Annotated in this window: 14 protein-coding genes and 1 pseudogene; 5 read left to right on the top strand and 10 right to left on the bottom strand. The window is 70.3% G+C overall.

Annotated elements, in window-relative coordinates; all coding sequences use genetic code 11:
- Positions 1-101: 101 nt before the first annotated feature.
- From ACLQ2T_RS27810 to ACLQ2T_RS27795, 4 genes and pseudogenes are all read right to left on the bottom strand, one after another.
- Positions 102-533, bottom strand: a complete 432-nt coding sequence (locus ACLQ2T_RS27810; RefSeq protein WP_425769320.1) for a hypothetical protein — start codon at positions 531-533, stop codon at positions 102-104.
- A gap of 73 nt (positions 534-606) precedes the next feature.
- Positions 607-1,074, bottom strand: a pseudogene (locus ACLQ2T_RS27805) (manganese catalase family protein); the annotation flags it as partial.
- A gap of 97 nt (positions 1,075-1,171) precedes the next feature.
- Entirely contained in the window at positions 1,172-2,296 is a 1,125-nt protein-coding gene (locus ACLQ2T_RS27800; protein WP_425769318.1) for a carboxylate-amine ligase, read from the bottom strand.
- Complete coding sequence (locus tag ACLQ2T_RS27795) at positions 2,283-4,067, bottom strand: N-acetylglutaminylglutamine amidotransferase (protein ID WP_425769317.1); 1,785 nt, start codon at positions 4,065-4,067, stop codon at positions 2,283-2,285. Before ACLQ2T_RS27795 ends, ACLQ2T_RS27800 begins: the two co-directional genes overlap by 14 nt.
- A 361-nt stretch (positions 4,068-4,428) precedes the next feature.
- On the opposite strand from ACLQ2T_RS27795, the gene ACLQ2T_RS27790 reads away from it, so the two are divergent.
- From ACLQ2T_RS27790 to ACLQ2T_RS27780, 3 genes are all read left to right on the top strand, one after another.
- Entirely contained in the window at positions 4,429-5,352 is a 924-nt protein-coding gene (locus tag ACLQ2T_RS27790; RefSeq protein ID WP_425769316.1) for a response regulator transcription factor, read from the top strand.
- Positions 5,353-5,613: 261 nt separating this feature from the next.
- Positions 5,614-6,261: a hypothetical protein gene (locus ACLQ2T_RS27785; RefSeq protein WP_425769315.1), complete on the top strand. Its 648-nt coding sequence runs from the start codon at positions 5,614-5,616 to the stop codon at positions 6,259-6,261.
- A gap of 71 nt (positions 6,262-6,332) precedes the next feature.
- Positions 6,333-6,818 carry a DUF4913 domain-containing protein gene (locus tag ACLQ2T_RS27780; RefSeq protein WP_425769314.1) on the top strand — a complete coding sequence of 162 codons (486 nt, stop codon included), beginning with the start codon at positions 6,333-6,335 and terminating at the stop codon, positions 6,816-6,818.
- A gap of 111 nt (positions 6,819-6,929) precedes the next feature.
- On the opposite strand, the gene ACLQ2T_RS27775 is transcribed toward ACLQ2T_RS27780, so the two are convergent.
- Entirely contained in the window at positions 6,930-7,304 is a 375-nt protein-coding gene (locus ACLQ2T_RS27775) for a hypothetical protein (RefSeq protein ID WP_425769313.1), read from the bottom strand.
- Between the two features lie 59 nt (positions 7,305-7,363).
- Between ACLQ2T_RS27775 and ACLQ2T_RS27770 the strand changes: the two genes are divergently transcribed.
- Positions 7,364-7,498 (top strand): fibronectin type III domain-containing protein, encoded by a 135-nt coding sequence (locus ACLQ2T_RS27770; protein WP_425769312.1) that lies wholly within the window; start codon positions 7,364-7,366, stop codon positions 7,496-7,498.
- 114 nt (positions 7,499-7,612) lie between these two features.
- Positions 7,613-8,191, top strand: a complete 579-nt coding sequence (locus ACLQ2T_RS27765; RefSeq protein ID WP_425769311.1) for a hypothetical protein — start codon at positions 7,613-7,615, stop codon at positions 8,189-8,191.
- 8 nt (positions 8,192-8,199) lie between these two features.
- Here the strand turns inward: ACLQ2T_RS27765 and ACLQ2T_RS27760 are convergent, their stop codons facing one another.
- The 5 genes from ACLQ2T_RS27760 to eccE all read right to left on the bottom strand — a co-directional run bounded on the left by ACLQ2T_RS27760 (position 8,200) and on the right by eccE (position 16,365).
- Positions 8,200-9,243: a WxL protein peptidoglycan domain-containing protein gene (locus ACLQ2T_RS27760; protein WP_425769310.1), complete on the bottom strand. Its 1,044-nt coding sequence runs from the start codon at positions 9,241-9,243 to the stop codon at positions 8,200-8,202.
- 62 nt (positions 9,244-9,305) lie between these two features.
- The gene (locus ACLQ2T_RS27755) at positions 9,306-9,938 is read right to left on the bottom strand and encodes a hypothetical protein (protein ID WP_425769309.1); all 633 of its coding nucleotides are present in this window, start codon (positions 9,936-9,938) and stop codon (positions 9,306-9,308) included.
- 74 nt (positions 9,939-10,012) lie between these two features.
- Positions 10,013-14,185, bottom strand: a complete 4,173-nt coding sequence (locus tag ACLQ2T_RS27750) for an ExeM/NucH family extracellular endonuclease (RefSeq protein WP_425769308.1) — start codon at positions 14,183-14,185, stop codon at positions 10,013-10,015.
- Positions 14,186-14,365: 180 nt separating this feature from the next.
- Complete coding sequence (locus ACLQ2T_RS27745) at positions 14,366-15,058, bottom strand: hypothetical protein (RefSeq protein ID WP_425769307.1); 693 nt, start codon at positions 15,056-15,058, stop codon at positions 14,366-14,368.
- Positions 15,055-16,365, bottom strand: coding sequence for a type VII secretion protein EccE (eccE, locus tag ACLQ2T_RS27740; RefSeq protein WP_425769306.1), 1,311 nt, complete (start codon positions 16,363-16,365; stop codon positions 15,055-15,057). The genes ACLQ2T_RS27745 and eccE overlap by 4 nt, the downstream gene beginning before the upstream one ends.
- Positions 16,366-16,430: the final 65 nt, after the last annotated feature.

Raw genomic sequence — 16,430 nt, 5'->3', positions numbered from 1 at the left:
CGCAGCAACGCCGACCAGACCATGACCATCGACCCCTGCAACCTGCAACTGCTCTACCAGGGCCGAGCCCCCAACTCGGGCGGCGACTACGGCCTGCTGCCCTACCGACCGGGCGTACTGACCCTGCAACGCTGACGGGTACACAGCCCTGGGGATGACCTGGGGACGGGCGGGCTCGGCGCAGGCCGGGCCCGCCCGACACGGTCAGGTGACCTTGCTCTTGACCTTGTTGACCACCCCCTGCACCAGCCCCGGGTCGGTGCCGTACAGCCGAGGGTCTCCCGGCGGCAGGACCGGCTCCGGGGCGTGTGCGCGGGGTGTCTTGTCGTACCGGAACTCTCCCTTGCCGTCCGGTGCCGGTCCGGCGGCCCAGCGACCCTGTGCGGCATCCCCGTCGGGGAGAAGTCGAGGTACGTGTAGCTGAACTCCTCGCTGAACTCCGTGGAGTCGGGGAAGGCGTCCGGCACCGGCATCCCCTCCAGCCCGTCCTCCTTGAGCTGCTCGATGGCCGCCATCCACATGTTCTGGTGCATCGTGTCGCGGGCCAGCAGGAATCGCAGCATCTGCTTGACCCCGGGGTCGTCGGTCATGTTTGAACAGGCGGGAGACCTGAAGCCGGCCCTGGGCCTCGGCGGTGACATTGAGCTGGAAGTCCGCCATCAGGTTGCCGCTGGCGGTGACGTAGTTGCCGTTCCACGGCACCCCGACGCTGTCCACCGGCATCGCGCCACCGCCGCCGTGGATGAAGTGCGCCGGGTTGGAGCCCCCGTAGATCGCCCCCACCATCGGGTTGCCCTCGGCCGCCTCCTGCAGGGACAGCGGCGCATGTTCCAGCAATCGGGTGATCATCGTGGCGATCATCTCGACATGGCCCATCTCCTCGGTGCCGGCATCGAGGAGCAGGTCCTTGTACTTTCCGGGGAGCCGGCAGTTCCAGCCCTGGAAGAGGTACTGGTTGGCGACGGTCATCTCGCCCCATTTGCCGCCCAGGACTTCCTGGAGCCGGCGGGCGAACGCGGCGTCGGGGCCGTCCGGTTTGGCCTCGAACTGAAGGTTCTTGGTGTGGCTGAACACGCGTCCTCCTCGTCGTCGAAACACTGTTCGAGGTCACTTCCCGCTCCGGCGACCCCGCCGGGCCAACCGGTGGCCCGCCGGGGCCAACCCGGGCCGGTCAGCCCGCCACGGTCTGGGCGATCAGGTGTCGCAGCACGGCCTGGACGTCGCCGTCGGTGCCGGCCAGCACCCGACGTTGCCGGGTGGCGCCGGTGCCCTCCCGACGCAACCGGTCGATCTGCCGGAGCACCAGGTCTAGATCGTCGTGGCGGGTCAGCGCGGGGGTGACCGTGTCGACCAGCTCGTCGACCAGCTCCCAGGCGGGTCGGGCGCCGCCGTTGCACAGGTCGACGAGCACTCCGTTGACTCCGTCATGGGCGGCCCGCCAGTGCGCGGCCGCGACCAGACAGTCCCGGATCCGGACGGGCCGCACCCCGTCGCGTACCCGGTCGATCATCGTGGTGACGAGCGCCCGGACCAGGGCCGCGACCAGGACGGTGTCGTCCACGCAGGGGCAGACGTCGCCGACCCGGACCTCGACCGTGGGGAACGCGGCCGACGGGCGGGCGTACCAGTAGACCATCGCGGCATCGAGCATGATCCCGGCGGTGATCAACTCCTGCACGGTGGCGTCGTAGTCGGCGACCGACTCGAAATGCGGGGTGGGCCCGATGCTCGGCCAGCGTTCCAGCTGCATGGACCGCCAACTGTCGTGGCCGGTGTCCCGTCCGTCGTACAGCGGCGAGTTGGCGGTGAGCGCCTGCACCACCGGCAGCCACGGCCGCAGGTGGTTGCACACCTGCACGGCCAGCTCCCGGTCCGGCACTCCGACGTGCACATGACAGCCGCACACCGCGGGATCGTGCGCGACCGGCCCGAAACGGCGGGACATCGCGTGGTACCGCTGCTCGTCCGGCACGGTGAGATGGGCCTCGAACACCGGGGTCGCGCCCACCGCCACCAGTCGTGCGCCGGCCGCCTCAGCGGCCTCGGCGGCGGCCCGGCGCAGGGTGATCAGATGGTCGCGCAGCTGCCCGAGATCGACGCAGACCGGGGTGACCATCTCCAACATGCTGTGCCGGAACTCCTGCCGGCTCTGGGTACGGGCGGTGCCGGACAGGGAGGCCAGCACCTGCTCGGCCACCGGCATGCTCTCCCCGGTGTCCGGATTCAGCAGCAGGAACTCCTCCTCCACACCCAGGGTCAGCCGGGTCGGCCCGACCCCTGCGCTACCGGACGCCATGGGTTTGGAGCCAGAGTTCCAGCAGGCCGAGTTGCCACAGCTTGTTGCTGCCGGCCGCCGCCTGTGCCGCCTGTGGGTCGGCGAGCAGCCGTTCGACGTACTCGGGCCGGAACAGGGCACGCTCCCGTGCGGCCGGGGCCCGCAACGCCTCGACGACCAGTTCGCGGACCGGCCCGTCGACATTGCGCAGTGCGGGCACCGGGAAGTAGCCCTTCGGCCGGTCGATCACCTCCGTCGGCAGGACCTGACGGGCCACCTCCTTGAGCACCCCCTTGCCGCCCTGGGCGACCTTGTGCTCCGGCGGGCAGGCGGCGGCCAGGGTGACCAGGTCCTGATCGAGGAAGGGAGTGCGTACCTCCAACCCCCAGGCCATGCTCATGCTGTCGACCCGTTTCACCGGATCGTCGGGCAGCATCAGATGGGTGTCCAGGCGTAGGACGGCGTCCAACGCGGTGTCCGCGCCGGGCGCGGTCAGATCCGCGTGGACCAGGTCGCCGCTGGCATCACCGGCCAAGGCGTACGCGGAGCCGACGACCTCGGCCAGTTCCGCGTGTTCGTGGTCGAAGAAGGCCTCCGCGAAGGCTGCCGCGGCCCGATCCCGGGGCAGTTCGGCGAAGGGCTGGTGATAGGCGTACCCGGCGAACACCTCGTCCGCCCCCTGCCCGGACTGCGCCACCTTGACGTGCCGCGCGACCTGCTCGGAGAGCAGATGGAAGGCGACCACGTCGTGGCTGCCCATCGGCTCGGTCATCGCCTCGACCGTCCGGCGTACCGCCGGCACCAGGTCGTCGTCGGCCAGTTGCAGGCGTTGATGGTCGGTGTCGAAGGCGCGGGCCACCAGGTCGGAGTAGTGGAACTCGTCGCCGGCCTCGCCGCCGCGACTGTCGAAGCCGATGCTGAAGGTGCGCAGGTGTTCCTGCCCCGCCTCGGCCAGCAGCGCCACGATGAGACTGGAGTCCAGCCCGCCGGAGAGCAGCACCCCGACCGGCACGTCGGCGACCAGCCGCCGGGCCACGGCCGTACGCAGGGCCTCGCCGATCGCCTCCTGCCAGTCCCGGGCCGCCCACCCGGTGTGCGCGGGTCGGCGGAGATAGTCGGGTCGCCAGTAGACCCGTTCCCGGCTGCGTCCGTCGGCCTCGACGACCCGTACGGTCGCCGGTGGCAGCTTCCGCACCCCGCGCAGGATGGTCCGGGGCGCGGGCACGATCGAGTGCCAGGACAGGTAGTGGTGCAACGCCACCGGGTCGACCTCGGTGTCCACCTCCCCGGCGGCCAGCAGTGCCGGCAGGGTGGAGGCGAACCGCAGCCGACCCGCCGTCTCGGCCAGGTAGAGGGGTTTGATGCCGAGCCGGTCACGGGCCAGCACCAGCCGACGCCGAGCCCGGTCGACCAGGCCGACGGCGAACATGCCGACCAGATGGTCGACGAAGTCCTCGCCCCACTGGGCGTACGCCACCAGGATCACCTCGGTGTCGCTTGTGGAGCGGAAGGTGTGACCGGCGGCCCGCAACTCCTCGCGTAGCTGGGGGTAGTTGTAGATGCAGCCGTTGAAGACCAGGGCGAGGGCCAGATCCTCCCGCACCATCGGCTGACTGCCGGCCTCGGACAGGTCGATGATGGTCAGCCGTCGATGCCCCAGGGTCACCCAGTCCTCGCTCCACCGGCCCGTACCGTCCGGCCCCCGGGACCGCATCGCCTCCGTCATCCGGGTCACCGCGGCGGCGTCCGGGGTCGTACCGTCGAACCTCGCCTCCCCACTGATCCCGCACATCAGCGGCGCGGGGGGTGGAGACCGGTGGCGGGGGGCCGTGGACCGGCGGGCCGCCACGCTCCCGGTCGACGCCTTCGATGACCCGCACGGTGCGACGTCATGCCTCCCCCTCGCCTCGAGGTCAGCGAACAGGCGCTCGCGGAACAACGGCTGATCCTGACGGTAAGCCGCCGGGAAGTGCGGTCGAGCGAAAATCGGCCAGGAGGAATGCCGGGAGCGTGACCACCGCGGCTGCCGGCCTCCTTGCCCAGGTCAACGGCGGTGAAGGCGGCGGTCTCCCCCGGACGGGGGAGATGATCGAACCTTGATTTCCCGCCTCTCGGGGAGGCGTCCGGCGAGCGGCGGCTGACATGCTCGCGGCATGGCGAATCCGGAACTGACATCTACCAATCTGGCCGCTCCGGACCTGCGCGGCGGGGTGGCCCGGGGGGTCGTGCCGCTGGTGCTCGCCGCGGTGGTGGGCACGGTGTTGCTGGGCACCCCGTGGTGGGGGGTGGACGCCCTGTACGAGGGTTCCAGCACCTGGCTCATCGATCCGGCCCGGCTCGGGTTGGGGATCGCCAACCTGGCGGCGATCGCGGCGGTCGCCTCCTCCCGGTACCGACTGAAGGTGGCCTGCGCGTTGACGGCTGTCCCCTGGGTGCTGTCGCCGCTGCTCGGGGTGGTCGCCTGGGGCTGGTGGCTGGCCGCGCTGGCGGTGCTCGGGATCGCCGTCTACGGGGGTGCCCGCAGGCTCGCCCTAGCCCTGGCAGCGCTCGCGGTCACCCTGGCCGTGCTGTACTGCACCAGCGAGATGTACTGGCACGTGCCGCTGGTCGGGCCGGTCAACCTGCTCCCCGGTGAGCCGGATCGATGGATGGACCGGATCCGCCTGAGCTACCTGGCGTTCTACCTGGGTGCGGTGGGCGCCGTGGTGCTGTTCGCCGCCGTACTGCGCCGACGTCGCACCGCTCAAGTCGGATCGACCGCCCCCTCATCTGCACCGTCGGCCGGGGCCGCAACTTCGGTGGCGTCGGCCGGGTCGGGGGAGATTGTCGAGGCCGGGGCGCCGGGGTTGACCGGGCCTTGGGCTGAGCGGATCGCGACCCTCACTCCGAGGGAGCGGGAGGTGTTGCTCGCTGTCGCCCGGGGTCGATCCAACGCCGAGGTGGCCGCGGACCTCGGCATCGGAGACGAGACCGTCAAGACCCATGTCTCCGAGGTGCTGCGCAAACTCGGCTGCCGCGACCGCGTGCAGGCCGTGATCGCTGCCTACGAGTCGGGCCTGGTGAACAAGTCTGGCTGAACGCTTGCGGTACGGGAGCGTCATTGACGCGGTCTCCCAGCACGCCAGTATCTGCACCAACGGGCAAAGCCGGAATATCGGAAACCCGTGAACCGCCGGCAAGGGCCAGCCGTTGAAGCGGCCAGCCGGCGGCCCATTCGCGGACCGCCCCTTCGCAAGGTGGGAACAGTGGACCAAGGTGGACACGGTAGGCGCCGGACCGAGCAGGCTGTCCAGGAAGCGGGCGGCCGCTACTCGCCCAACAGTTCCGCGAGTAGCGGCATGGATGATGAGCGGGACTTCATCGAGGCATCGCTCGCCCACCTGACGTTCAATCAGACCAGTGACTATCAGGCGCCTCAAACGGGACGTGACGGCGACGGCTACCAGACCAGCTACAACGTGCAGTGGATGACCGACAATGGCATGACCGCGGAGGAGATGGTTGCTCACGAGGGCACCCACGCGGGTAACGACATGTCGTACTCGAATGACGGCGAGGCCATGTGGAACGTCAACATTCCGAATACCACCCAGGATGCTCAAGGCGAGTCGGTGAATCGGCAGCGAGAAGCGATGGAAGCCAACATGGATAAGTTGCTCAAGGAGGCTGAACGCGATCTGAAGAAGGACCGAATCACTGCCAAAATGTATGGAAAGATCGCGGATGGGGTGAACTACGCCCTGGGGCAGGGCACGCTCGTCGAGTACCCCACAGTCGTCAACGAACTGTCCGAAAAATTCAACAAAGAAATGGGTAAGGCGAGCCGCGACAACACTCGGTCGTACAAGTTTCTCAGGAATCTGCGGTCAACGATCAGGGAGCCGCGCGTCTCGGGGACCGCGGAGCACCGCAGCGTCGATCGCTCGTATCGCGGTCCCGTTCACCGCATGCAGGACGCCCTGAAAGATGCCAAGCGGAAGCGTTGACAGTCGCCGACCTGCCCGGCCGGAGCCCCGCCCCGGCCGGGCAGGGATGAAGTGGAAAGGTGAGCCTCAGGATGATCGCGACCGGGAAGGCGGGCGATGTCACGTCGGAATTCGATCCGGACGACGACGAACCGCCGCTGGAAGAACCTCTTCCTGTCTTTGTCGACGAGCCGGTCGCTCCGGAATTCATGCCCTATCTGGAGGGGCGCCGACGGTTGGCGGCCCAGCAAGCCCTGATGCGGTGGGTGCATCAGCTGCTGGTTCCGACCTATGTGGGTGAGGTGACGTCGGCGGCGCCCTGGTGCACCCGGTGGTGGCTGCACCCCGAGGCGGTCAACCAGTTGCATGGGCTGTATCTGGCCTGGCAGGAGTTGACCGGCCCGGGAAGCGCCCTTACCGGCCCGGCGCTCTGGCATCGTGACTACCTCGGCCCGACCTTGAACTCCCTGCGTGACCCGGCTGGCACTTTTGCCGGCTGCAAGCCCGGCAGGCACCGCGACAAGCCGCCACCCGGCGCGGTCGGACCGTCACCACCTGGGCAGCATCGAGCCGGATAGCCGCCCACCGAAGCGGTAGACCACGCACATCACCTCCCGGTCGCCGTCGGCCCAGGCCTCGATTGTCGGCAGTACCGGGTAGAAGCGCAGGCCCTGGCCGGTGTCCTGCGGTCAGGTCTGGGTGAACAGCTGCCGACAGGCCGACCAGGCGAAGTCGCGCAGCGCCGCCGGATCCCAGGGCCCGTCGTCCTCGGCGTGCACGAAGCCGTACGCCTGATTGTCCGCGCTGAGGGCGCAGGGCCGGTAGCGGACGACGACCCCGCCCGCCTCCGGCAGGTGGGTCGGGTCGTCGAAGCACTCGCCGCCCTCGATGCCGAGGATGCCCGGGGTCTGCGCGTTGAGGAAGGTTTCGTCCTTGACCACGGCGGGGGCCGACAGGGCGCTGCCGGTCATGGTGGCCAGCAGTCCCACCGTGCAGAGCAGGGCGATGACGCCCCGCAGCGAGCGGCGCGGAGCCGGGCCGGTGTCAGTGTCCTGGTTGGTCATAGCGCGTCGATGGTAGGAACGCGATCCCTGCCGGCGAGCCACCTGCGGGTGTCGCTGCGGTGACGGAAGAGCCAACACCGGCCGAGTTCACCAACCTGAAGCCGGACACCCGGTACACCTACCGGGTCGGGGACGGCACCAACTGGAGCGAGTGGACCGACTTCACCACCGCGGTCTCCACCCTGACCGCCTGACCCCGGCCGTGCTGTCGGCCAGATCGCGCCGCCGGATGCACCTACGCGTCACCGGTTGACCGGGCCGTGCCCCTGGGGCGGCGGGAAACACCGACAACAGTCGACACTGTGAAGATGGCGCGGCTGGTACGGATGCTGACTCTCGTGGCGCTCGGGTCGACGCTTGTCGGCTGTGACCGCGCGCCGGCGGACGCCCCCTCTGCCGCACCGACGGCTCCCTCCCCGTCGGCATCCCCGGGCGACCTCGCCGTCCCACCACTGCGACTGCCCGACGTGGCCCCCGACGGCACCTGCCCGGCCCCCGAACCGCAGCGCTGGAGCAACCCGGACCAGGCCCGGCGGGTGCTGGGGACGGGCCCGCTCTACCCGGTCGCCGACTACTTCGTCGAGGACGCCCTGCCGCTGCGTCCCAGCGACCGGCAGGCCGACGGCAGCTACACGGTGAAGATGCGCTGGCTGGCCGTCGGCTACACCGGCCCGGTGCTGGTACGGGCGGGGCGGATCGACGCACCGGGTGACGCCTCGGCCGAGTTCTCCTACCTCGGCGAGCCCCGTCACGGCGGCCACCATGCCGTGCTGACCGGGCCGGACGCCGACCTGCCGGGCACCACCACTGTTGGTGGGCCCGGCTGCTACGCGTACCAGGTCGACGGCACCTCGTTCAGCTACACCATCGTGTTCCGCGCCGGCTGAGACACAGCTCAGCCGACCGGGGTGGTCCGGCGGCCCTCCGCCCGGCCCTCTTCCCGGGCGGTGGCGAGCAGCTGCGCCAGCCGCCGCCGACGACGCTGGGTGATGAGCCGGTAGGCGAGGATCAGCAGGCCGAGCAGGAGCAGCAGCGCCAGTTGCGGCCAGGGCACGATCCAGGTGGTGACGGTAGCCGTGCCGGGCCGGATCTCGGCGCCCGTCGGGTCGCCACCCTGCACAGCGGGGGTGACCGAGACGGTGGTCTTGAGCCGACCCAGCCCCCAGACCCCCTCGATCTGGGTGTCGACCACCTGCTGGCCGCCGGGCAGGGTCTCGGCGACCTGGGTCGAGCCCTTCTGCTCGACCAGGCCGAACAGTTCCCCGACCTGCACCGTGCCGGCGCCGGTCAGGGCCACGTTGCCGTCGTTCGTCGCGGTGTAGCCGACCTTGAGGGAGCCGGCGGAGAAGGGGTTCCAGGAGGGGGTGTAGGTGGCGGTGAGGTCGCTGAGCGCCACACTGGCGGTGACCGTACCGCTGGCCCGCAGCATGACCCGGAACCCGACCCGGCTCTCCACGGCCACCGTGCCGCCGGTGCTGGTGACGGTCGCCGCGATGCCCGCCGGGTGGTCGCCGGGGGTGACGTCTTCGGGCACGGTGATGGTGAACGGCACCACCTTCGTGCCACCGGCCTCGACGGTCACCTTGTCCTGCACGGTGATCCAGGTGCCACCGGCCACGGACTTCTCGTGGGAGGGCAGCATGTTGAAACGACCCTTGTCGGTGAGATAGCCGTCGGCGGCCTTCAGGGAGAAGACCACGGTCGAGTCGCTGAAGTTGCGGACCGCCAGGTGTTCGGTCACGACCTGACCGGGGTCGAGGGTCCGTTCGATGAAGCGGCGGCCGTCCGGACCGTTGCGGTCGGCCGGCTGGACGGCCCAGGTGACCGTGGGACTGGTCGGCTCCGCCATCGCGCCGGCCGACGAGATCGGCACGAGGGCCAGCACCACGGCCAGCACGGCGAGCAGCCGGGTCAGCACTCGCAGCGGAGTTCGGGTCATCACGGACTTCCTTTACAGCAGGAGCGGGCGGGGGAGCCACACCGGTGGCTCCCCCGCAGATGTCACTCGAACAGGGACAGGGTCAGGGTCGAGGTGTACGAACCCGCGGCGACATCCGCCGGAGTACGCAGGAACAGATCCGCGTCGACGGTGTACTCACCACCGGCCACCGCACCCGAGTCGAAGGTCGAGACCAGCAACTCCTGGTCCACCAGACCCACGTTGTTACCCGGCTGAGTCGGCTCGTCGACCACGGTCACGACCTCCTCACCGGCGCTGACCAGACCGGTGTCCCCACCGTCGATCAGGTCCGGCTTCCAGCCCAGGTGCCCGGCGCTGATCGGGGCCTGGCCGGAGTTCCCGACGAAATCGGTGGCGTTACCCAGCACCGCCCAGGCGGCACCCTCCGGCACCTCGTCCGGGGTCCGGGTGTCCGTGACGGTCACCGTGGGCAGGGTGCCGGTGAACTGGCGGATCAGCAGCGTCGACCCGTTCTCGGACAACGCCACCGAGTCACCGGCGATGGACATCGCCAGCACACCCGGCTCCTTGACCTCCTCGATGTCCACGGTCACCCGTACATCCGTGCTGTCGATCGGCTCGGCCGAGGCCGGCGCGGCCAGCGCCACCGACCCGGCGAAGAAGGCGCTGGCCGCGACGGTGGCGAACAGTCGCCGGTGGTCGCTTCTGTGCATTCGATGCTCCGTTGTGCCTGTCGTATAGGGGAACGGGTGGCGGCGTCCCCGAACGCCGCCACCCGGGATGGAAACTAGCCGCAGGTGATCGCGGCGTACGCCGCGGAGACCTGCGAGGTCACCGGTTGGCCGTTGACCGTACCGGTGATCTTCACCGTCGAGACATCGGCCGACACGGTCCTTGCCCGGCTGTTGAACGCCTGGTACGCCGTCTTGCCCGGGGCGACCTCGGCGACGACCCGCGAGCCGTACGAGGTGACCAGCTCGAAGCTCAGCGCCACCTCGTCGGCGTTACGGGCGCTGACCGAGACGTACGCGGTGCTGCCGATGCACTGGGTGCGGGCCTGCACCTCGACCTCCCACGCCGGAGTACCCTGCCCCACGCTGGAGCGGGGGGTGGTGTCGGCGGTGACCGGGGAGTTCGCGGCGAGGTAGTTCACCAACATGGTGAGGTCGTTGTCGCCGGTGGTCGCCCGGTCGGTGCCCCCACCCAGGGCGGTGAAGTTGTCCCCACCGGAGGCGAGGAAGGAGTTCACCGTCACCCGGTAGGTGGCCGTCGGGTCGATCGGTACGCCGTCGAGCTGCATCGAGGTGATCCGCGAGCCCCGTTCGGCCTGCGGATCGTAGGTGTAGCTGAAGCCCTCCGACACACCCAGCCACAGCACCGGCCGGGAGGCTCCGGTCGGCTGCCACTGCTGCTCCAACGTCTGCTTGATCTCCGCACCCGTGTAGGACTTGGTGACCACGTCGTTGGAGAACGGCTGGACGGAGAAGGCATCCGCGTAGGTCACCGTGCCGTCGGTCCGGTACAGCAGGTCGGCCCGCAGACCGCCCGGGTTCATGAAGGCGATCTGGGCCCCACCCCGGCCGGGGGCGGAGGTGCCGGCGAGCTGCACGTCGGCGATGAAGTTGCCAAGCGCCGACTCCCTGCCCCGGTCCTCGTTGCCGTCGGTGTAGGCCCGGCGGATGTCGGCGGTGATCTCGCCCAGCTTCCGCTGGCCCAGCTCCTGCGCCCGCACCTTGGCGGCGGCCACGATGTCGGCCACCGTCGGGTCCTGCGGCGCACCGACCACGTCGACCAGCGAGGCGTCGGCGGCGGTGACGGAGTTCGACTCCGGGTCGAAGGTCAGGGTGACCTTGCCCAGCCGCTTGCCGTAGTCCTCGGCCTGCACCACCGGACGCAGCTTGTCGGTACCAGGCACCGGGACCTCGAAGGCGTACGGCTGGTGGGTGTGGCCGCTGAAGATGGCGTCGATGGTGGCGTCGACCCGGGTGAACCTGCCGAAGACCGGGTCGTTGGCCAGCGCCTCGGGGGAGTCGATGTGCTCCGTGGCGGCACCCTCGTGGGCCAGCAGCACCACCACGTCGGCCTCACCGTTGGCGGGGTTGCCGTCCTTGAGCTGACCGGCTACGAGGTTGGCCTCGACGACCGGGTCGCGGAAGGTGATGCCGACGATGCCGTCCGGGCTGACCAGCGAGCCGGTCTGCTCGGTGACCACACCGACGAAGCCGACCCGGACCCCACCGATGCTGCTGACCGAGTACGCCGGCAGCGCCCGGGTGTCGTCCCGGTACACGTTGGCGCCCAGCAGCGGGAAGTCCGTCCGCTCGGTGACCCGACCGGTCAGGTCGGCCATGCCCTTGTCGAACTCGTGGTTACCGACCGCCGAGGCGATCAGACCGGCCGCGTTCAACGCGTCGATTGTCGGGTTGTCGTCGTCGATCGCCGAGATGAAGGTGGAGGCGCCGATGTTGTCACCCGCCGACACGAAGGCGGTGTTCGGGTTCTGCGCCCGCAACTGGTTGACCAGCCCGGCGAGCTGGGCCGCCCCACCGGCCGGCTGACCGCCCACGGTGGCCGGGGACTCCAGCCGGCCGTGGAAGTCGTTGATGCTCAACAGTTGCAGGTCGACCGGGTTGGCCCCGGTGTTGATCCCGACGACCAGCGGGTTGTGGTCGCTGGCCCGGAAGGGATCCGGTGCGTAGAAGGCGGCCAGGCCGTCGTACTGGAAGGCGTACGACTCGACCGCGTTGATCTGCCACACGTCCACCCCGGTGACCCGGTCGGCCAGCGACGGCGAGGCCAGCGCGTGGTCCAGGGAGCCGGACTCACCATTGAAGACGTAGCTGGTCTTCCCGGTGTCGTTCAGGTTGCGGTAGTCCCGGCCGTAGAGGACCTGCATCGGGTCCTCCTGGGTGTACGCGTTGAAGTCACCCAGCAGCAGCACGTTGTCGGTGCCGCTGTCGGTCTTGACCTGGTTGACGAAAGTGGCCAGCGCGGTGGCCTGCCGGACCCGGTCACCGTTCCAGCCGCCCTGACCGTCACCGGTGTCGGCGTTGTCGCCGGACCCGGCACCACTCTTGGACTTGAAGTGGTTGGCCACCACCACGAAGTCCAGCGGGCCGGCGGTGAAGGTCTGCGCGATCGGCTCGCGGGCGTTGAACCAGACGCTCTCGTCGTTCACCGACCGCGAGGCCCCCTTGGGCTGCGCCTTGGCCGGCTTGAAGATGATCGCCGTGGTGATGAAGTCCTGCTGGGCGGCGCCCGGCAGTTCGGTCGGGGTGCGAACGTAGTCCCAGGTGCCCGCGCCCTCGGCGGTGTTCAGGGCCGCGACCAGGCGCTTGAGGGCGCGCTGGGGGTCCGAGGGGCTGAACCGGACCGAGTTCTCGATCTCCTCAAGGGCGACCACGTCGGCGTCCAGGGCGCTGATCGCCGAGACGATCTTCGCCTCCTGCTTGACCAGCGCGGCCTCGTTGGCTGCGCCACGGGCGTCGCCACCGAAGTGCACGAAGTAGTTCAACACGTTGAAGCTGGCCACCCGCAGGTCGCCGCCGACGTTGACCGGGGCGGCGGTACGCGGGTTGGTGACCTTGAAGGTGGTCCGGTCGGCCGGGCGGGTGTCCGCGTCGACCGGGCGGGTGGGCTGCAGACGCCACTCGTTGAAGGCGTACGACAGCACCGAGGGCCCGAAGGCCTCGACCGAGTCGCCGACCCGCAGCGGGCTGTCCTTGGACACGTACGGCGGCAGCAGACCGGCGGTGGACAGGTTGGTGGTCCGGCCGTCGTCGAGCAGGACCCGGCGGGCCTTGTTGTCCGCGGCGATCTGACGGGCCTGCTCCGAGCCGGGGCGGGCCACGTCCGTGGGGGTCAGCGCCGGCTTGTCACCGGCGGCGAGGGCCACCTCGCCGTAGCGGTTGGTGTTGTAGACCTCGGAGACGGCGTACGCGCCGACCGGGGCCACCAGCATCGACTCGACCGACTCGCGGGCATCGTCGGTGAGCGGAAGCTCCACCGGGACCGGTGCGGGCAGCGGTGCACCCTGCTCGCACACCTGCACGTCGCCCCGGGCGGCGATGGTGAGCTGGGTGAGCCCGTTGAACTCACTCGCCGTACCCCGGACCCGGACCCGGTCGCCGATGGTGACCGCCGGGTGGTTGGCGGTGTTGGTGGTCAGGTAGACGAAGATGCCGTCGGAGGCGGTGCCGGCGGTGACCGGACGGTCCCCACCGCTGCCGGCCGTCTGCACGTACACCCCGTTGTAACCACCGGTGCGGTGGTCGGCGGTGACGACACCCTCGACGGTGACCCGGGTACCGGCCACCGGGGTGGCCTCGCCTGCCCCCTGAACCTGGGCGATGGTGTGGTCGACCGCGATGTCACAGCCGATCGGCGGGTCGCCCGGACCCGGGCCGGTGGCGGTGTTGCGGACGCCGAAGCTGTGCGGTGCCGGTACCTTCCAGACCCCGTCGATCTTCTGAAGGGAGTGTCCGACCGGGGTGCTGCTGGACTGCTTGACCCCGATGTCACTGCCGACCAGACCGTTGGCCGGTCCGCCGACCGCCGTGAAGGTGCCGCCGTAGGTGATGAACTCGGTGACCGAGTTGCTCGGCGAGACCAGCGCGACACCGTCGGGGTCACCGTTCTGGATGCCGTTGACCGGGTACTCGGCGACGACCACACCGGACTCCGGCACCGCGCCGGTCAGGGTGCGGGTGTGGTACGCCGTACCGTTTCCGCCGTTGTAGAGGACGATCTGCCAGCCGGTCAGGTCGAAACCGGCCGGCGCCTCGATCTCGATCGCCTCGCCGACATCGGTCCCGGCGTTGTCGTAGTGGATCTCGCTGAGGAACGGTGTGGCTGACGCGGGCGCGGCGAAAGCGGTGGTGCCGCTGCCCAATAAGAGCGCAGTGGCGGTGACCAGTACGCCCGGAATCGTGAGTTGCCGCCTGCTTTTTCGTAGCTGCATCTGCTGGGCCTCCGCGGGGCCTCCGAGGGTGTTAGACCGGTGGAGGATAAGCGGCGCAGATGTCCATGCGGGAGCCACCGGATGTACCTAATCCGGAACCATGATGGCGGTCGAGGCGGCACTGGCCTGCGTGATCGCCCTCGATGAGTGGAATGTGGACGACCGATCCCGCCCGGTGGCTCAGCTGCCCCGGGCCACCGGCCCGATCAGTTGCCGCTCCGTGCCGGTCATGCTGAGCATCACCCACTGCACCTTGCCCTTGGTGATCAGACCCACCATCTCCGGGTGGAGCTGGGTGAACCAGCTCTGCACGCTGACCAGGCCCAAGGCATTCGCCGCCGTGGCCGCCTCCGGCGCGGTGAGCCGCTGGAGCACGACGATGTCGCTGCGGACCAGCACCTCGACATCCCAGCCGGCCAGGTCGTCTCGGACCACCAGGGTCGCCCGCCAGGGTGCGCTCAGGTTGGTGTCCGGCCCGGTCACCGGACCGGTATCGATCACGACGAGCTGCGGCTGGGTCGGGGTCGCCGGCAGGGGTGGAGGCACCCCCGGCGGCAGGAAGGAGGCGATCTCCCGGCCGATGACGCAGCGGCGCAGGAAGGCGTCCCACTCCTGCTCCCTGGCGGTCTGGATGAACAGCCGGGCACCCAGCGCCAAAGCGCGGAAGCTGAGCAGTTCCGCGACGCGTACCCCGCCGGTCAGCATCAACCGGGTCGGCTCGGCCCGGAACAGCCGTAGGCCGACCGGCTCCTGCTGGCGATTACGGCCCACCACCAGTCCGCCGCCCCCGGCGACCAGGCTCAGCCGGGCCACGGTGGGCCCGTCGGCGAGGTGCAGGCCGATCCGGCTGCCCGGGAAAGCGACAGTGTTCACCGCAGGAAGCCTCCGAACGGCAGGGTGGCGGCGACGCCGTGGGCATGTTCGCCGTCGAGTCTTTGCAGGCGACCACCCTGACCCCGGATCGCCTCGTGCAGGGCGGTGTCGGCGGTGGTCAGGGCGGTGGCGTCCGTACCGATCAACCGGAAGGCCACCTCCACCACGGCGTTGTCGGCACCCTGGCGACCGGCCTCCCGGGCCACCGCGATCGACACCACGGCAGCCGCCGCAGGCAGCCCGCGCAGCAGCGGATCCACGTCCCAGACCCGGTCGGGCCAGTCCACCAGTCGGTGGCAACTCTGCGGGGTGCCCTCCGCCGACCAACTGCGCCAACTCTCCCGGGCCAGCGGACGATCCCCCGCCACCGGCTCACCGGTTAGATGGGTCAGGTTGGCGACGGCCGCCAGTACCTCGTCGCGGTTGAGCAGGCGGGCGGTCACCCGATCCTGCCGAAGCTGGCGTCGGGTCCGGCGGATCGCCGCGGTCAGCGCCGGACGCAGGTCACGGTCGGCGTGAAAATCCGGGGTACGGGGGGCCTGGAGCACCACCCACGCCTGCCGGCTGGCCGGCACCGCCCCCTCGGTCAGCTCACGGTAGGCCCGTTCCACCGCCGCCGCGCGGACCCGGGGTGCCGGGGTGACCTGGATCAACACCTGCACCGTCACCGGTGGTGCCTGGGGATCGGCCGCCGGAAGCAGGGCCATCGGCGACGGCAGGGCCTGCGGACTGCCCACGAGCAGCGCGCCCTCGGTCGGATCGACCTCCAGTACGGCGCTGAGCCCACCCCGGTGGGTCAGCAGCACCGCCGGCTGGTCGTCGATCTCGACCTGTGCCAGCTCCACGCTGTCCTCCAGGTGGGTCAGCAACTGCCACCGGGGGTCCGACCCGTTGGCGGCCAGCTGTCGGCGTCGACCCCGATAACTCCACCCGACCGCCAACCACTGGTAGAGCCACCGTCCCCGGTAGCGCAGCACGGTCGGCGAGAGCAGCAGCAACACCGCAGCGGTCACCCCCACGGCCAGGGGGACGCCCTGGCCGGCGGCGGCCAGTACGGCAGCCGCGCCGGCCTGCCAGGCCACCAACTGGGCGACATGGATGCCGCCGATGCGCAACGGCCGCCGGTACGGGCGTACCGCCGGGGCGGAGCTGGCTGCGGCCTGGGCGCTGCCCGCCGCCTCGGCCAGCGACGCGGCGGCGTCCGTCGACCGGGCGGCCGGCGCGGCCTGCGCCGCCGCGGTGGCCTGCGCCGCAGCCTGTGCTGTCGCCGCGGCCTGGGCGGCGACGGCGGCCCGGCTGCTGTGCACCGTGCCGACCGTGGCCCGCCCCTGCCCCCGCTGGGGGGCCCAAGCCTGTCCTGCTGCGGTCCCAC

The sequence above is a fragment of the Micromonospora sp. DT229 genome, assembly GCF_049844505.1.
GTDB lineage: Bacteria > Actinomycetota > Actinomycetes > Mycobacteriales > Micromonosporaceae > Micromonospora.
The sequence above is the reverse complement of the archived record's forward strand: the minus strand, read 5'-3'. Positions and strand labels throughout refer to the sequence as shown.